The organism is Streptomyces sporangiiformans (assembly GCF_005768555.2).
GTDB classification, from domain to species: domain Bacteria; phylum Actinomycetota; class Actinomycetes; order Streptomycetales; family Streptomycetaceae; genus Streptomyces; species Streptomyces sporangiiformans.
On sequence record NZ_VCHX02000058.1, the window covers coordinates 25,967 to 40,210 of the forward strand.

Consider the following 14,244-nt stretch of genomic DNA (forward strand, 5'->3'; position numbering starts at 1 on the left):
CCCGCCTATTTGGCAAGAGTCGAGCAGAACTGAGCATGGAATTGATTGGAGATGACGAGTAGTGTTCGTGCTGTGCTGGCAGAGCGAAGACATCAACTCATCCTGCGGGCCCTGCGCTCCGGTGGCCCCGCGGCCGTGACCGATCTTTCGGAGCAGCTGGGCGTCAGTCCCGCCACCGTACGCCGTGACCTGGTGAAACTGGAGGAGGAGGGCCTGCTCACGCGGGTGCACGGCGGGGCGGTCGCCGAGGAGGGCGACCAGCCCTTCGCCGAGGTGGCCGAGATGCGCGTGCCGGAGAAGGACGCCATCGCCGAGCGGGCCGCGGCGATGATCGAGGACGGTCAGTCCGTGCTGCTCGACATCGGCACCACCGCCTACCGCCTGGCCCGGCAGCTGCACGGCCGCCGGATCACCGTGATCACCAGCAACCTGGTGGTCTACGAGGAACTCGCGGACGACGAGGGCATAGAGCTGGTGCTGCTCGGCGGCATGGTCCGCCGCGAGTACCGCTCCCTGGTCGGCTTCCTCACCGAGGACAACCTGCGCCAGCTGCATGCGGACTGGCTCTTTCTGGGCACCAGTGGAGTGCGGCCCGGCGGGCAGGTGATGGACACGACGGTCGTCGAGGTGCCGGTGAAGCGCGCCATGATCGCGGCGGCCGACCGGGTCGTGCTGCTCGCGGACCGCGCCAAGTTCCCGGGGACGGGGATGGCGAAGGTCTGCGGGCCCGAGGAGCTGGACGTGGTGGTGACCAACGGATCGGCGGACGCCGGAACCCGTGCCGCCCTGGAGGAGGCTGGCGTGCGCGTGGTGCAGACATGAACCGCGTGGTGCGGACATGAACGTGGAAAGGGCTGTGGCGTGAAGCTGACGATTCTGGGTGGCGGCGGATTCCGGGTGCCACTCGTGTACGGGGCGCTCCTCGGGGACCGCGCGGAGGGCCGCGTCACCGACGTCGTGCTGCACGACCTGGACGCAGGAAGGCTCTCGGCCGTCGCCCGCGTCCTCAGCGAGCAGGCGGCCGGTGTCCCGGGCGCGCCCGCCGTGACCGCCACCACCGATCTCGACGAGGCGCTGCGCGGCGCCGACTTCATCTTCTCCGCGATCCGCGTGGGCGGCCTCGAAGGACGGGCCGCCGACGAGCGGATCGCGCTCGCCGAGGGTGTGCTGGGCCAGGAGACGGTCGGCGCGGGCGGCATCGCCTACGGGCTGCGCACGGTGCCCGTCGCCGTCGACATCGCGCGCCGTATCGCCCGGCTCGCCCCGGACGCCTGGGTGATCAACTTCACCAACCCGGCCGGCCTGGTCACCGAGGCCATGTCCCGCCACCTCGGCCACCGCGTGATCGGCATCTGTGACTCGCCGGTCGGCCTCGGCCGCCGTATCGCCCGTATCCTCGGCGCCAACCCGCGCGAGGCCTGGATCGACTACGTCGGCCTGAACCACCTCGGCTGGGTCCGCGGCCTGCGGGTCGCCGGACGCGACCAGCTGCCGCGCCTGCTCGCCGACCCGGATCTGCTCGGCTCCTTCGAGGAGGGCAAGCTCTTCGGCGCCGAGTGGCTCCGGTCCCTGGGCGCGATCCCGAACGAGTATCTGCACTACTACTACTTCAACCGGGAAGCCGTACGCGCCTACCAGGAGGCCGAGAAGACCCGCGGCGCCTTCCTGCGCGACCAGCAGGAGCGTTTCTACGAGGCGATGCGACGCCCCGACGCTGCCGCGCTCGCGACCTGGGACAACACCCGGGCCGAGCGTGAGGCCACGTACATGTCCGAGAGCCGCGCCGCGGCGGGAGCCGGCGAGCGCGAGGCCGACGACCTCTCCGGTGGCTACGAGAAGGTGGCACTCGCCCTGATGCGGGCCATCGCCCGCGACGAGCGCACCACGCTGATCCTCAACGTCCGCAATCACGGCACCCTGTCGGTACTCGACGCGGACGCCGTCATCGAGGTGCCGTGCCTCGTCGACGCCAACGGAGCGCACCCCGTCGCCGTCGATCCGCTCCCGGACCATGCGACCGGCCTGGTGTGCGCGGTGAAGGCGGTCGAGCGCGAGGTGCTCGCCGCGGCCGAATCGGGCTCCCGGACGACCGCCGTGAAAGCCTTCGCCCTGCACCCGCTGGTCGACTCCGTGAACGTCGCCCGCCGCCTCGTCGAGGGCTACACCGGAGCGCACCCCGGCCTCGCGTACCTGACGTAAGCACCGCGTCCGACCTGACCACCCGCGCGTACCTGGAGACTTTCATGCATGACGAACGCCGCCGGATCGAGGAGCGCGTCGCGCGCGTTCACGACCAGCGCATCAAGGCCGCGATCTACGCCGCCTCCGTGGCCTTCGAGGTCGAGGCCTGGCAGGCGCCGGGGGAGCCCGTCCCCTTCGACGAGGCGGCGTCGGCCTCGTACGCGCCCTTCGCGATGGACACCCCGTGGGGCCCGCCGTGGGGGACGACCTGGTTCCGGATGCGTGGACAGGTCCCCGCCGAGTGGGCCGGCCGGCGCGTCGAGGCCGTCATCGACCTCGGGTTCGTGGGCGACTGGCCCGGCAACCAGGCCGAGGCGCTGGTCCATCTCGCGGACGGCACCCCGCTCAAAGCCGTCAACCCGCTCAACCAGTACGTGCCGATCGGCAACCCGGTCACCGGCGGCGAGGAGATCCACTACCTCGTCGAAGCGGCGTCGAACCCGGACATCCTGGCCGACAACTTCTCCGCCCCGACCCCGCTCGGTGACGTCCTCACCGCCGGCGACAAGCCGCTCTACACCTTCCGCCGCGCCGACCTCGCCGTCCTGGACGAGGACGTGTTCCATCTCGACCTGGACCTCCAGGTGCTGCGCGAACTGATGGTCCACCTCGAGGAGCACGACCCGCGCCGCCACGAGATCACGCACACCCTTGACCGGGCCATGGACGCACTGGACCTGGACGACGTCTCCGGCAGCGCCGCGGCCGTCCGCGAAGTGCTCGCACCCGTACTCGCCAAGCCCGCGCACGCCAGCGCCCACACCCTCTCGGGCGTCGGCCACGCGCACATCGACTCCGCCTGGCTGTGGCCCATCCGCGAGACCAAGCGCAAGACGTCCCGCACCTTCTCCAACGTCACGGCACTCGCCGACGAGTACGAGGACTTCATCTTCGCCTGCTCGCAGGCCCAGCAGTACGAGTGGGTGCGCGACAACTACCCGCAGGTCTGGGCCCGTATCCACGAGTCGGTGAAGAAGGGCCAGTGGGCGCCGGTCGGCGGCATGTGGGTCGAGGCCGACGGCAACCTGCCCGGCGGTGAGGCGCTCGCCCGCCAACTCGTCCACGGCAAGCGGTTCTTCATGGACCACTTCGGTGTCGAGACCAAGGGCGTGTGGCTGCCGGACTCCTTCGGCTACACCGCCGCCTATCCCCAGCTCGCCAAACTCGCCGGCAACGACTGGTTCCTCACCCAGAAGATCTCCTGGAACCAGACCAACAAGTTCCCGCACCACACCTTCTGGTGGGAAGGCATCGACGGCACCCGCATCTTCACCCACTTCCCGCCCGTCGACACCTACAACGCCCGGTTCAGCGGCGAGGAGTTGGACCGCGCCGTGCGCAACTACCAGGAGAAGGGCGGCGGCACGCGCTCCCTGGCGCCCTTCGGCTGGGGCGACGGCGGCGGTGGTCCCACCCGCGAGATCATGGAGCGGGCGCGGCGGCTCGCCGACCTGGAGGGTTCGGCGAAGGTCGTCGTGGAGCACCCCGACGCGTTCTTCGAGGCCGCCCGCGAGGAGTACCCGGACGCCCCCGTCTGGGTGGGCGAGCTCTACCTGGAACTGCACCGCGCCACCTACACCTCCCAGGCCCGCACCAAGCAGGGCAACCGGCGCAGCGAACACCTGATGCGCGAGGCCGAGTTGTGGGCGACCACGGCCGCGCTCAACGCTCCGGGCTACTCCTACCCGTACGAGAAACTCGACCGGCTGTGGAAGACGGTCCTGCTCCACCAGTTCCACGACATCCTGCCGGGCTCGTCGATCGCCTGGGTGCACCGGGAGGCGGAGGCGGAGTACGCGCGGGTGGCGAAGGAGGTCGAGGCCATCACCGCCGAGGCCGTGGCAGCGCTCGGCTCCGGTCGGACGCGGGTGTTCAACACCAGCCCGTGCGACCGCGCCGAGGTCGTGCGCACCCCGGCCGGTGCCCCGGTGTACACGGAGGTACCCGCGAACGGCAGCGCGCCGCTCGGATCGGGCGAGCCCCCGCAGCCGGTGACCGTCAGCGGTCGCGTCCTCGACAACGGCCTCGTCCGCGTCGAACTCGCCAAGGACGGGACCCTGGCCTCCGTACGCGATCTGCGGGCGGACCGCGAAGTCCTCGCCGACAAGGGCAATCTGCTCCGGCTCCACACCGACCTCCCGAACTACTGGGACGCCTGGGACGTCGACAAGCACTACAAGAACCGCTACACGGACCTGCTGGAGGCGGAGTCCGTGACGGTGGTCGAGGAGGACCCGCTGCGGGGCGCGATCCGCGTGGAGCGCTCCTTCGGGAAGGCCTCGCGGATCACGCAGACGATCACCCTCCGGGCCGGCAGCCCCCGTATCGACTTCGAGACGGACATCGACTGGCACGAGGCAGAGAAGTTCCTCAAGGCGGGCTTCCCGGTCGACATCCGGGCTCCCCACTCCTCCGCCGAGATCCAGTTCGGCCATATCCAGCGCCCCACCCACATCAACACGAGCTGGGAGGCGGCCCGCTTCGAGGTCTCCGGCCACCGCTGGGTGCACATCGCCGAGCCCGGGTACGGCGTCGCGGTCATCAACGACTCCACCTACGGCCACGACGTCTCCCGCACGGTCCGCGAGGACGGCGGGACGACCACCACGGTCCGCCTCAGCCTGGTCCGCGCCCCGCGCATCCCCGACCCGGAGGCCGACCAGGGCAAGCACCGCTTCACGTACGCGCTGCTGCCGGGCGCGACGATCGACGACGCGGTTGCGGAGGGCTACGCGCTCAACCTGCCGCTGCGGGTGGCGGACTCGGCCGGTGCGCCCGGTGGCCCGGTCGTGAGCGTCGAGGGCGAGGGCGTGACCGTCGAGGCGGTCAAGCTCGCCGACGACGCGTCGGGCGATGTCGTCGTACGCCTCTACGAGTCCCGTGGCGGCCGTGCCCAGGGCACCCTGCGCACGGGCTTCCCGCTGGCCGGGGCCCAGATCACCGACCTGCTGGAACGCCCCCTCGCGGAGGCCGGCGCCGACGGCGACGCGGTCCCGGTGTCACTGCGCCCCTTCGAGGTGCTGACGCTCCGGCTGGCCAGGCGGAAGGACTGACCCCGTTTCCATGAAGAATTAAGAATGCGGTAAACGGCCTGCTCACGGCGGGTTTCCAGCCCGCCGTGAGCACGCCCCGTCGCTTCCACGACACCTGAAGTTCGCCCGGCACCCCTGAGATGGCGCGGCAAGGCGAAGGAAAAGAGAGGTGTCACCGTGCGGGACCCACGCATGTCCGCGATCCGCAATGGCCTGAAGCGTCGCGGCAGACTGATGGCCCAAGCGGTGAGCCCGCCGCGCCGGAACCTCGACGCCGTGCCCGCGCCCCGCCGCCCCGCCGAGGAGACGCAGGACGCGTACGTCGCCCCGCGGGCCCCACGCCTCGTCAACTCGCCGGTCTTCGTGCTCTCCTCGGTACGCTCCGGCTCGACCCTGCTGAGGGTCCTGCTGAACAGCCACTCCCGGATCCGTGCCCCGCACGAGATGCATCTGCGCACCCTTCACGTCCATCTGTCCCGTCACTTCACGGCGGACGCCATGGAGGCGCTGGAACTGGACAAGGACGAGCTGGAACATGTGCTGTGGGACCGGGTGCTCCACCTGGAACTCGCCCGCAGCGGCAAGGACGTCATCGTCGACAAGACCCCGCCGAATACCCTCATCTGGCCGCGGCTGCAACGATGTTGGCCCGACGCGCGCTACATCGTCCTGCTCCGTCACCCGGGCGCGGTCGTCACCTCTCTCACCCGTCGCCGCACCGACCCGGACCACGAACAGATCCGCGCCGAGGTCCTCGACTACAGCGAGAAGCTGGACGAGGCCCGCCGTGGTCTCGACGCCCATGTGCTCACGTACGAGGAACTCACGACCGAGCCCGAGACGGCCACCCGGGACCTGTGCGACTACCTCGGGGTCCCGTGGGAGCCGGGGATGCTCGACTACGGCAAGAAGGACCACGGCACGTTCCGCCCCCAGCTCGGCGACTGGAGCACCACCATCAAATCGGGCCGCGTCCAGCCTGCCCGCCCGGCCGACCCGACCGCTGAACTGCCGCCGCGGCTGGTCGAGTTGGCGAGGGCCTGGGGATACCCGGTCGACTGACCGGGCATGACCGCGGTGATCCGGGCGAAGGGTCAGGCCGGGGCGGCGGCCGGTGCCGTGGCAGGGGCGGGCGTGGCCGGCCGCGCGGGCGGGAGGTCATGGCGCTGCTGCGGCAGAGACATGGCGCGTACCGCACGCGGTCCCGCGACCACCGCGTAGTCCGGACCGAGGAACGGGGGAGTCAGATCCCCCGGATCCTCGCCGAGCGCCAACCGGACCGCTGCCCAAGGGGCGTTGAGGCCGCACAGGGAGAGCTGGTGCAGACCGCCGGCCGGGCGGGTGTTGACGTCCATGAGCACCGGCTTCTCGCCGTGCACACGGAACTGGATGTTGGTCAGGTAGTGCAGCCCGAACGACTGGGCGATGAGTCGCGCCGGTTCGGTCCACGACGGGTGCAGGGTGAAGCCGCGCCGCCGCCCGTTCTTGGTCCGGCCCACCGCCATCCGCACACGTCCGTCCGGTCCGGTGAGGCAGTCGACGGACACCTCGGGCTCCCGCAGAAGCGGCATCACCAGCCAGTCGACCGGCCCCTCGGCGTGCCGCAGCGCGTCGACGATCAGGTTCAGGGGCACGTATGGGCTGGGGAATCCATTGAGGTGCATGAGGGAGAAGGAGGCGCGCGTGATGATGCGGAAGCCGACTCCGCCCGCCCCCGACGCCGGCTTGAAGCACGCCTTGTGGCCGTCCGCCTCCAAGGCGTCGACCGCCGCGAGCAGTTCGTCCTCGGTCCGCACCCGCCACCACGGCGGCACCGGCACCCCGAGGGCCTGGACCGCCTCGTACGCGGTCACCTTGTCCTGAAACGTCGTCACGGCCTCGGCGGGCGGCGCGAGCAGGGCCGTACCGGCCGCGGCGAACTCCTCGCGGTGCGCGGCGACGGCCGCCTGATGCAGGACCGGCACGAACACGTCGATCGAGTGCCGGGCGCACTGGTCGAGGGCGTACTCGACGTACGCGGCCGGGGACAGCCCCTCCGGCTCCGGCGCAGCGGTGTCGGCGGCGGCCAGGATGGGGGAGGCGGGGTCGCCGTGAGTCGCATGGATCTCGACCGGGCGGCCGCTGGGATTCTCCCGCAACTGATCCATGAAGAACACGTTCTCCGCGTACGTGCGGTTGAGCCAGACGCGTACGCGAGAAACCATGCAGGCCGCCTTTCAAGGTTCGCGGGCACGGCGAAGCAGACCGAGCCCGGCCAGGGAGTATGGAGGTACACGAAACCGCCGTTCGGAAACGGAATGCGTGGCGGTTGTGTTGGGCCCGATCATAGGGCCTCCAAGGCGGGTCTGCTGCTACGGCCGGGTTACGAATCTCCGGATGTGCCCCTTCAGGCCCTTTCGGGGGCACTCAGGGCGTCTGCGGGCGTCTCGGTGCTCTCGAGCCGGCCTGCTTGTAGCACTGGCGGCGGCCTCGGCGAGGTGACAGCGGTCATGCCGCGCGAGCCCGGCGGAGGGGCTCTTGTACGGTGGCGTACGGATGTGTTCATGTGTTCCCACCCGGGTTCATGGTGGGGGCGTCCGGATGCCCGGAGGGGGCGAGGGTGATATCGACGGCTGACCGCCCCGGCCGGCTGCTGGCCATCAGCGATCTGCACATCGGATACGCCGAGAACCGCGCCCTCGTCGAACAGATGCGCCCGGAATCGGACGACGACTGGCTCCTGGTGGCCGGCGACATCGCCGAGACCGTGGCCGACATCCGCTGGACCCTGGAAACGCTCACCGGCCGCTTCCGCAAGGTGATCTGGGCACCCGGCAACCACGAGCTGTGGACCCACCCCAAGGACACCGTCACCCTGCGCGGCGTGGCCCGCTACGAACACCTGGTCGCCCTCTGCCGCGAACTGGGTGTGACGACTCCCGAGGACCCGTACCCGGTGTGGGAGGGCGCGGGCGGACCCGTCGCCGTCGCACCGCTGTTCCTCCTCTACGACTACTCGTACCTGCCCGCGGGCTGTACGACCAAGGAGGAGGGCCTCGCCTACGCCCACGGGACCGGGGTCGTCTGCACCGACGAGCATCTGCTGCACCCCGACCCGTACCCGAGCCGCGAGGCCTGGTGCCGGGCGCGGGTCGCCGAGACCGAGCGCAGGCTGGAAGAACTGCCCGCCGAGCTGCCCACGGTGCTGGTCAACCACTATCCGCTGGACCGGCACCCGACGGAGGTCCTCTGGTACCCCGAGTTCGCGATGTGGTGCGGCACCACGCTCACCGCGGACTGGCACCGCAGATACCGCGTCGCCGCGATGGTGTACGGGCACCTGCACATTCCCCGGACCACCTGGCTCGACGGCGTCCGATTCGAAGAGGTGTCCGTGGGCTACCCCCGCGAGTGGCGCAAGCGCCCCGGACCACCGGGCACGCTGCGCCGCATTCTGCCGATGGAGGTCGGATCCAGTGATCGAGGAGTTGCTCCCGGACTCGGTCGTGGCCGTGGAGGCACACGGTGACGAAGAGGTCGAGGGAGCGACGCTGTACCCCGAGGAACAGGCGCTGATCGCACGGGCCGTGGAGAAGCGCGTCCGTGAGTTCACCGTGGTGCGCGCCTGCGCCCGGCGCGCCATGGAGAAGCTCGGCGTACCCCCGCAGGCCATTGTGCCGGGCCACCGCGGAGCCCCGCAGTGGCCCGCCGGTCTGATCGGCAGCATGACGCACTGCGAGGGCTACCGCGCCGCGGCCCTGGCCCGCGCCACCGATCTGGCCTCGCTCGGTATCGACGCGGAACCCCATCTGCCGCTGCCGGCCAACGTGCTGCCCTCCGTGGCGCTGCCCACCGAGGACCGCCGCCTGGGCGAACTCGCGGCGGCCCACCCGACCGTCCACTGGGACCGACTCCTGTTCAGCGCGAAGGAGTCGGTCTACAAGGCGTGGTTCCCCCTCACCGGGAAGTGGCTGGACTTCACCGAGGCGGACATAGAGGTCGAGCCGAACGCCGGGCACGCCACGTCGGGCGGCTTCCGCGCTCAACTCCTCGTACCCGGCCCGGTGGTGGACGGCCGCCGCGTCGACCACTTCCTCGGGCGCTGGACAGTGAGCCGGGGTCTGGTGACCACGGCCGTGACGGTGGCGTACGACCGGGGCTGAGCGGGGCCCAGCCCCCGGGTAACAGCAGGGCGCGGTTCATCACGGCTCCGGGCACCAGGCGTGCAGCAGCTGGAAGAACGACTCCTCGTTGCCCGCGAGACCCGCCGCGGCCAGCGCCCGCTCGGCCTCGGCCAGGGCGGCGGGCGGCACGACGGGTGGACGCTCCGCACCGGCAGGCCCGTCCAGCGTGGCCCGTACTGTCTGCAACAGGCGCAGATAGGCCTGCACGGCGGTGCGTTCGTGGTCGGTCAGCACGGCGGTCGGCATCGGACGACTCTCCCGATTCGGCTCGGTTCGGTTCGGCTCTTGCGGTTCACGCGCCGTCGCACAGCGGTGGCGCTGCGTACAGCTTGCCGTCCGCCACTGACAATCACCTTTCCGCACGCGCCGGTTCGCCCGGTTAGCCGAGGCGAAACCTCACGGAAATCCCTGGTGGGACAAGCGTTCCTAGGCTGTTGCCCATGCTCTTGAAGCCACCGTCCCGGCGGCTTGCGAGAGGGGCGGACGGGGAGGGAAGGGGAGGTGAGCCGGTGGCCGGCACCCCGCGGGAGCGTGCGCGGCGCGCCATGCGGCTGCGCCCGGTGGGCGACGGAGACCTGCGGCTGCACCACCGTGTCGTGCACGGCTACCGGCGCGCCTACCGCATGGCCGGCGACGGCCCGGCGCTCGTCCTCATCCATGGCATCGGCGACTCCTCGGCGACTTGGGCCGAGCTCATCCCCGACCTCGCCCGCAGCCACACCGTCATCGCCCCCGACCTGCTCGGCCACGGCGCCTCGGACAAGCCGCGGGCCGACTACTCGGTGGCCGCGTACGCGAACGGGCTGCGCGATCTCCTGTCCACCCTCGACATCGAACAGGCCACGCTGGTCGGGCACTCGCTCGGCGGCGGAGTCGCGATGCAGTTCGCGTACCAGTTCCCGGAGCGCACCGAGCGGCTGATCCTGGTGAGCGCCGGCGGCGTGGGCCGCGAGGTGAACCCCGTGCTCCGGGCGGTGTCACTGCCCGGAGCGCATCTGATGCTGTCCGCGCTGCGGTTGCCCGGCATGCACTTCCAAGCGGGCCTGTTCGCCCACCTGATGAGGCTCCTCGACACCGATCTGGGCCAGGACGCACCGGAGTTGCTGACCCTCGTGGACGCGCTGCCCGACGCCACGTCCCGCAGCGCTTTCATCCGCACCCTGCGTGCCGTGGTCGACTGGCGTGGCCAGGTGGTGACCATGCTCGACCGCTGCTATCTGACCGAGGGCATGCCCACGATGCTGATCTGGGGCGACCGGGACAGTGTGGTGCCGGTGCGACACGCGTACGGGGCGCACAAGGCGATGCCCGGCAGCCGGCTGGAGATCTTCGAGGGCGCCGGGCACTTTCCCTTCCACACCGACCCCGCCCGCTTCCTCTCCCTGGTAGAGGACTTCACGAGTACCACCCGTCCGGCCGACTGGAGCCGCGAACACTGGCGCGACCTGTTGCGCTCCGGCCGCCCCGGCGGGGCCCGGAGCACCACCACGGACCGGAACCTGAGAGAGGCGAGCGAACGCAGCGCGACGTGAGCCTGAGCGCGTCCGGCCCGCGTCGTGCAGGTCGACAAGGGCCCCGTCAGCCCACGCGCTCACGGTCCAGGAGCGGTGGTTCCGCGAGGGGTGTGCGGCGTGGGCCGCGGAGGACCGCGAGGACGACCTCGGGCTTGAGCAGCGTGTTGAGCGGCTGCGACAGGGTGAAGACGCCGAGGAACTCCTTGGCGACCAGCGGACGGCCGGTCGAGGTGAGCATGAGACGGTTCACGTAGCGGTTGAGCAACTGCTGTGCGAAACCGGGCTGTTTGCCGATCGCGCCGGGGTAGCGGATGTCCGTGGCGGTGGCCAGTTCCCAGGCGATCGTCACCGGACGGGCCACGGCGCGCTGCACCCGCCGCGCCAGCCCCGGCGAAGCCAGGCCGTGCTCGGACACCTGCTCGCGCAGCGCCAGTGCGCTCTGTGCGGCCACGGACATGCCGTGTCCGTAGATCGGGTTGTACGTGCAGACGGAGTCACCGATCGCGACGAAGCCCTCGGGCCAGGCACCGACTTTCTCGAAGAAGCGCCGCCGGTTGACCGTGCTGCGGGTGACCACGACGTCCGTCAGCGGCTCCGCGCGGGCGATCAGCTCGCCCACCAAGGGATGCCGGGTCTCGCGTGCGAACGCCTCGAACTCCTTGGCGGAGCCGGTCGGTTGACCGCCCCGCGTGCCCGCCAGCGTCACCAGCCAGCGCCCGCCCTCGATGGGCACGATGGTCGCGCTCTGCCCCGGCACGGGCCGGCGCGCGTCCGGCTGCACGTTGATCACGGGATAGTCCTCGGTGCCCGCGGGCGCGCGGAAGATCCGGCTGGCGTAGACGAGCCCGGAGTCGACCTCCTCCATCGGCGCCTGAGGGACACCCAGCGCGTCGAGCCAGCTGGTGGCCCGCGAACCGCGGCCCGAGGCGTCGACCACGAGATCGGCGTCCAGGACGCGCTCTTCACCCACCGCGTCGCCCTCGGGTGCGGTGCGGACGCGTACGCCCGTTGTCCGGGAGGCGTCGCCTTCCAGTCCCAGGAGCTCCGTGCGCTCCAGGACCGTGATCCGGGCGCTCTTGGCGACCTCTTCACGGATCACCGCGTCGAGCAGATCACGACTGCAGCTGATCATGAACTGCATCTCGGGCCAGCGCCGCAACCAGCCGTGCGGCTGCAGACTGACGAGACCGGTCGGCAGCGCGATGCGCCGGGCGCCGGCGGCGAGCCAGGAGTCGGTCACCCCGGGCAGCAGATCCTCCATCGCGCGGGCCCCACCGGACCACAGCAGATGGGCGTGGCGGGCCTGGGGAATGCCCTTGCGCGGCTCGGGGCCGCCGGGCAGGGCGTCGCGCTCGACGACGGTGACGTCCGCGTACGCATCGAGGGCGGCGGCGGCCAGCATGCCGGCCATGCCTCCGCCGATGACGACGGCACGTCGGGTGGCCGCACCGGACGATGCGGCGGCACTCGGCGATGCGGTCGCACGGGAAGATGCGGCCGCGTGGGAAGAAGCACCCGCGCCGGGGGAGGCGCTAGCGGATTCGCTCATGGAAGTCTCTCCCTGACCTGGTCACGGCCTGCCCGCGGGCGGCCGCGACGACGGGTGACTGACGCAGGGCGAGGGACATCCGCACGAGGTCGCGGCGCCCCTCGGCGGACGCGGGCGGCGCCGCGGGCGTCGCCGCCGAGCTGATGACCCTGCCCTCCGGGTCGGCGGCCCTGGCCCGCACCGCCGCCGCCACCATGGCCGCGTCGGCCTCGGCCTGCGCCTGGACGGGGGCGGAGCCGGCGGCCACGGCCGCGTCGTGGGCGCGGGCACGCACCTCGGAGTCGAAGTACGGGCACAGGCTGAGCATGCCGTCGCGGATGTCGGACTCCCGCTGGGTCACCTGGAGTTCGGCGGGGGACCACCAGGAGATGCGTACGGCCCGGTCCTCGGGCACGGCGACCGGCCGCAACTCGTGCCACAGCGGCCCGAGCCGGCGATAGGTGGACCAGGTGTGCCAGCTGTCCCCGATGCGCTGGCCGATCAATGGGAGACAGAACCCGACCGCGCTGATCTGTGCTCCGGTGGAGGCCAGCAGGGGCGCCACGTAGGTGCTCAGGTCGTCCAGGTTCCCGCCGTTCCACCGGGCGACCACGGCGATGAACTTGGCCGCCGAGTAGGGGATGTTGAACAGGAAGCCGAACGCGATGATCAGGAGTCCGGCCCGCAGCCAGCCGTGCACCCGAAGCGCCCAGCGACAGCACATGACGATCATCGCGAAACCCGCGACCGTGAGCGCCGCAAGGTAGAGCACGATCATCTCGCGAATGAACGGCGTGTTGGCGTAGTACGTGTCGAGATCCCGCCGCCGTTCGAGCGGTGCGTCCCCGAGCGCGAACAGCGTGACCAGCGCGACGATCACCACGCCGTACCCGGCGATCCACCGGCGGGAGGTCCGCCGGGTCACCTCCGGCGGACCGCCGCGCCAGTTGATGATCAGCACCAGACAGGCGGCGCTGAACGCGCTCAACAGGCCGTAGACCAGCGGCGCCGAGACGTTGGCGATGCCGGTGGTGCGGTTGACCTCGGAGATCGTCGGCGGGGCCGCGAAGAAGAACACGAGGCCCGCGAGCGCGAGCAGCGCGCACACGGACCGCAGCAGCGGGTCCCGCCAGGACCGCACCAGCGCGGGGGCCTTGCAGCCGAAGGCGATCGCCATGACGGCGGCCGGGAGGTAGTAGCTGGAATCATCCATGGCGTCGGCGGCTTCAGCCCCGCGGCCCGCGATAACCCAGGGACGCCCCGATCCGGCCGGCGACCCCGTCCCGCCGTACCGGGCCGCGCAGCGCCGAACCGGCCAGCCACGCACGGCACTTGCTCGCCAGCAGCAGTCCGAAGCTCTCGGCGTCCTGCTCGTCCTTGAGGTCGAACCGGGTACGGGCGGCCACCTTCAGGACGGTCGCCTGCAGATCGGCGTCGTCCGACAGTAAGCGGGCGGCGACGGCCGCGCCCTCGACGTGGTGGCTGCAGTGCCCGGAGTTCATGTGCCACAGCTCATGGCCGAGGATCACCAACTGGTGGTCGGGCGCGGTGCGTTCCTCGATGACCACGAGGTCCTGCTCGGCCATGTCGAGCCAGAGCCCGCTGGCGGTCCCGGGCGGGAAGGCGGCCGTGCGGAACTGCACCGGGCGGCCACGGCGTCTGCTCATGGCGTCGCACAGCGATGCGTAGAGGTCGGCGGGATCCGCCGGTGCCGGGAGCGAGAGCTCGCCGACCAACTCGCCGCACAGGCGGCGCATTTCCTTTCC

Annotated in this window: 12 protein-coding genes; 7 read left to right on the forward strand and 5 right to left on the reverse strand. The window is 71.1% G+C overall.

Annotated elements, in window-relative coordinates:
• Window positions 1-72: 72 nt before the first annotated feature.
• The 4 genes from FGD71_RS05205 (at window position 73) to FGD71_RS05220 (ending at window position 6,335) form a co-directional block, all read left to right on the forward strand.
• A complete protein-coding gene (locus FGD71_RS05205) occupies window positions 73-822 on the forward strand; it encodes a DeoR/GlpR family DNA-binding transcription regulator (protein ID WP_119099184.1) in 750 nt (249 codons plus the stop codon).
• A gap of 39 nt (window positions 823-861) precedes the next feature.
• Window positions 862-2,199: a 6-phospho-beta-glucosidase gene (locus FGD71_RS05210; protein WP_119099185.1), complete on the forward strand. Its 1,338-nt coding sequence runs from the start codon at window positions 862-864 to the stop codon at window positions 2,197-2,199.
• 44 nt (window positions 2,200-2,243) lie between these two features.
• Window positions 2,244-5,294 (forward strand): alpha-mannosidase, encoded by a 3,051-nt coding sequence (locus tag FGD71_RS05215; RefSeq protein WP_119099186.1) that lies wholly within the window; start codon window positions 2,244-2,246, stop codon window positions 5,292-5,294.
• Between the two features lie 156 nt (window positions 5,295-5,450).
• The gene (locus tag FGD71_RS05220; RefSeq protein ID WP_240436401.1) at window positions 5,451-6,335 is read left to right on the forward strand and encodes a sulfotransferase family protein; all 885 of its coding nucleotides are present in this window, start codon (window positions 5,451-5,453) and stop codon (window positions 6,333-6,335) included.
• 32 nt (window positions 6,336-6,367) lie between these two features.
• On the opposite strand, the gene FGD71_RS05225 is transcribed toward FGD71_RS05220, so the two are convergent.
• Entirely contained in the window at window positions 6,368-7,477 is a 1,110-nt protein-coding gene (locus FGD71_RS05225; protein WP_119099188.1) for an ATP-grasp domain-containing protein, read from the reverse strand.
• A 395-nt stretch (window positions 7,478-7,872) separates the two neighbouring features.
• On the opposite strand from FGD71_RS05225, the gene FGD71_RS05235 reads away from it, so the two are divergent.
• Both FGD71_RS05235 and FGD71_RS05240 read left to right on the forward strand, forming a co-directional pair.
• Entirely contained in the window at window positions 7,873-8,781 is a 909-nt protein-coding gene (locus FGD71_RS05235) for a metallophosphoesterase family protein (protein WP_119099189.1), read from the forward strand.
• On the forward strand, window positions 8,729-9,415 hold the full coding sequence (locus tag FGD71_RS05240) for a 4'-phosphopantetheinyl transferase family protein (RefSeq protein ID WP_119099190.1): 687 nt from the start codon (window positions 8,729-8,731) through the stop codon (window positions 9,413-9,415). Before FGD71_RS05235 ends, FGD71_RS05240 begins: the two co-directional genes overlap by 53 nt.
• A gap of 39 nt (window positions 9,416-9,454) precedes the next feature.
• Here the strand turns inward: FGD71_RS05240 and FGD71_RS05245 are convergent, their stop codons facing one another.
• Window positions 9,455-9,682 (reverse strand): hypothetical protein, encoded by a 228-nt coding sequence (locus tag FGD71_RS05245; RefSeq protein ID WP_119099191.1) that lies wholly within the window; start codon window positions 9,680-9,682, stop codon window positions 9,455-9,457.
• Window positions 9,683-9,981: 299 nt separating this feature from the next.
• Between FGD71_RS05245 and FGD71_RS05250 the strand changes: the two genes are divergently transcribed.
• Window positions 9,982-10,968: an alpha/beta fold hydrolase gene (locus tag FGD71_RS05250; protein WP_119099213.1), complete on the forward strand. Its 987-nt coding sequence runs from the start codon at window positions 9,982-9,984 to the stop codon at window positions 10,966-10,968.
• Window positions 10,969-11,014: 46 nt separating this feature from the next.
• Here FGD71_RS05250 and FGD71_RS05255 read toward each other — a convergent pair whose 3' ends face one another.
• From FGD71_RS05255 to FGD71_RS05265, 3 genes are read right to left on the reverse strand one after another with little or no spacing between them, the layout of a single operon-like run.
• Window positions 11,015-12,499: an NAD(P)/FAD-dependent oxidoreductase gene (locus tag FGD71_RS05255; RefSeq protein WP_119099192.1), complete on the reverse strand. Its 1,485-nt coding sequence runs from the start codon at window positions 12,497-12,499 to the stop codon at window positions 11,015-11,017.
• Window positions 12,483-13,691: an MAB_1171c family putative transporter gene (locus FGD71_RS05260; protein WP_119099193.1), complete on the reverse strand. Its 1,209-nt coding sequence runs from the start codon at window positions 13,689-13,691 to the stop codon at window positions 12,483-12,485. The genes FGD71_RS05255 and FGD71_RS05260 overlap by 17 nt, the downstream gene beginning before the upstream one ends.
• Window positions 13,692-13,704: 13 nt before the next feature.
• Window positions 13,705-14,235, reverse strand: a complete 531-nt coding sequence (locus FGD71_RS05265; RefSeq protein WP_119099194.1) for a toxin-antitoxin system, toxin component — start codon at window positions 14,233-14,235, stop codon at window positions 13,705-13,707.
• Window positions 14,236-14,244 lie beyond the last annotated feature (9 nt).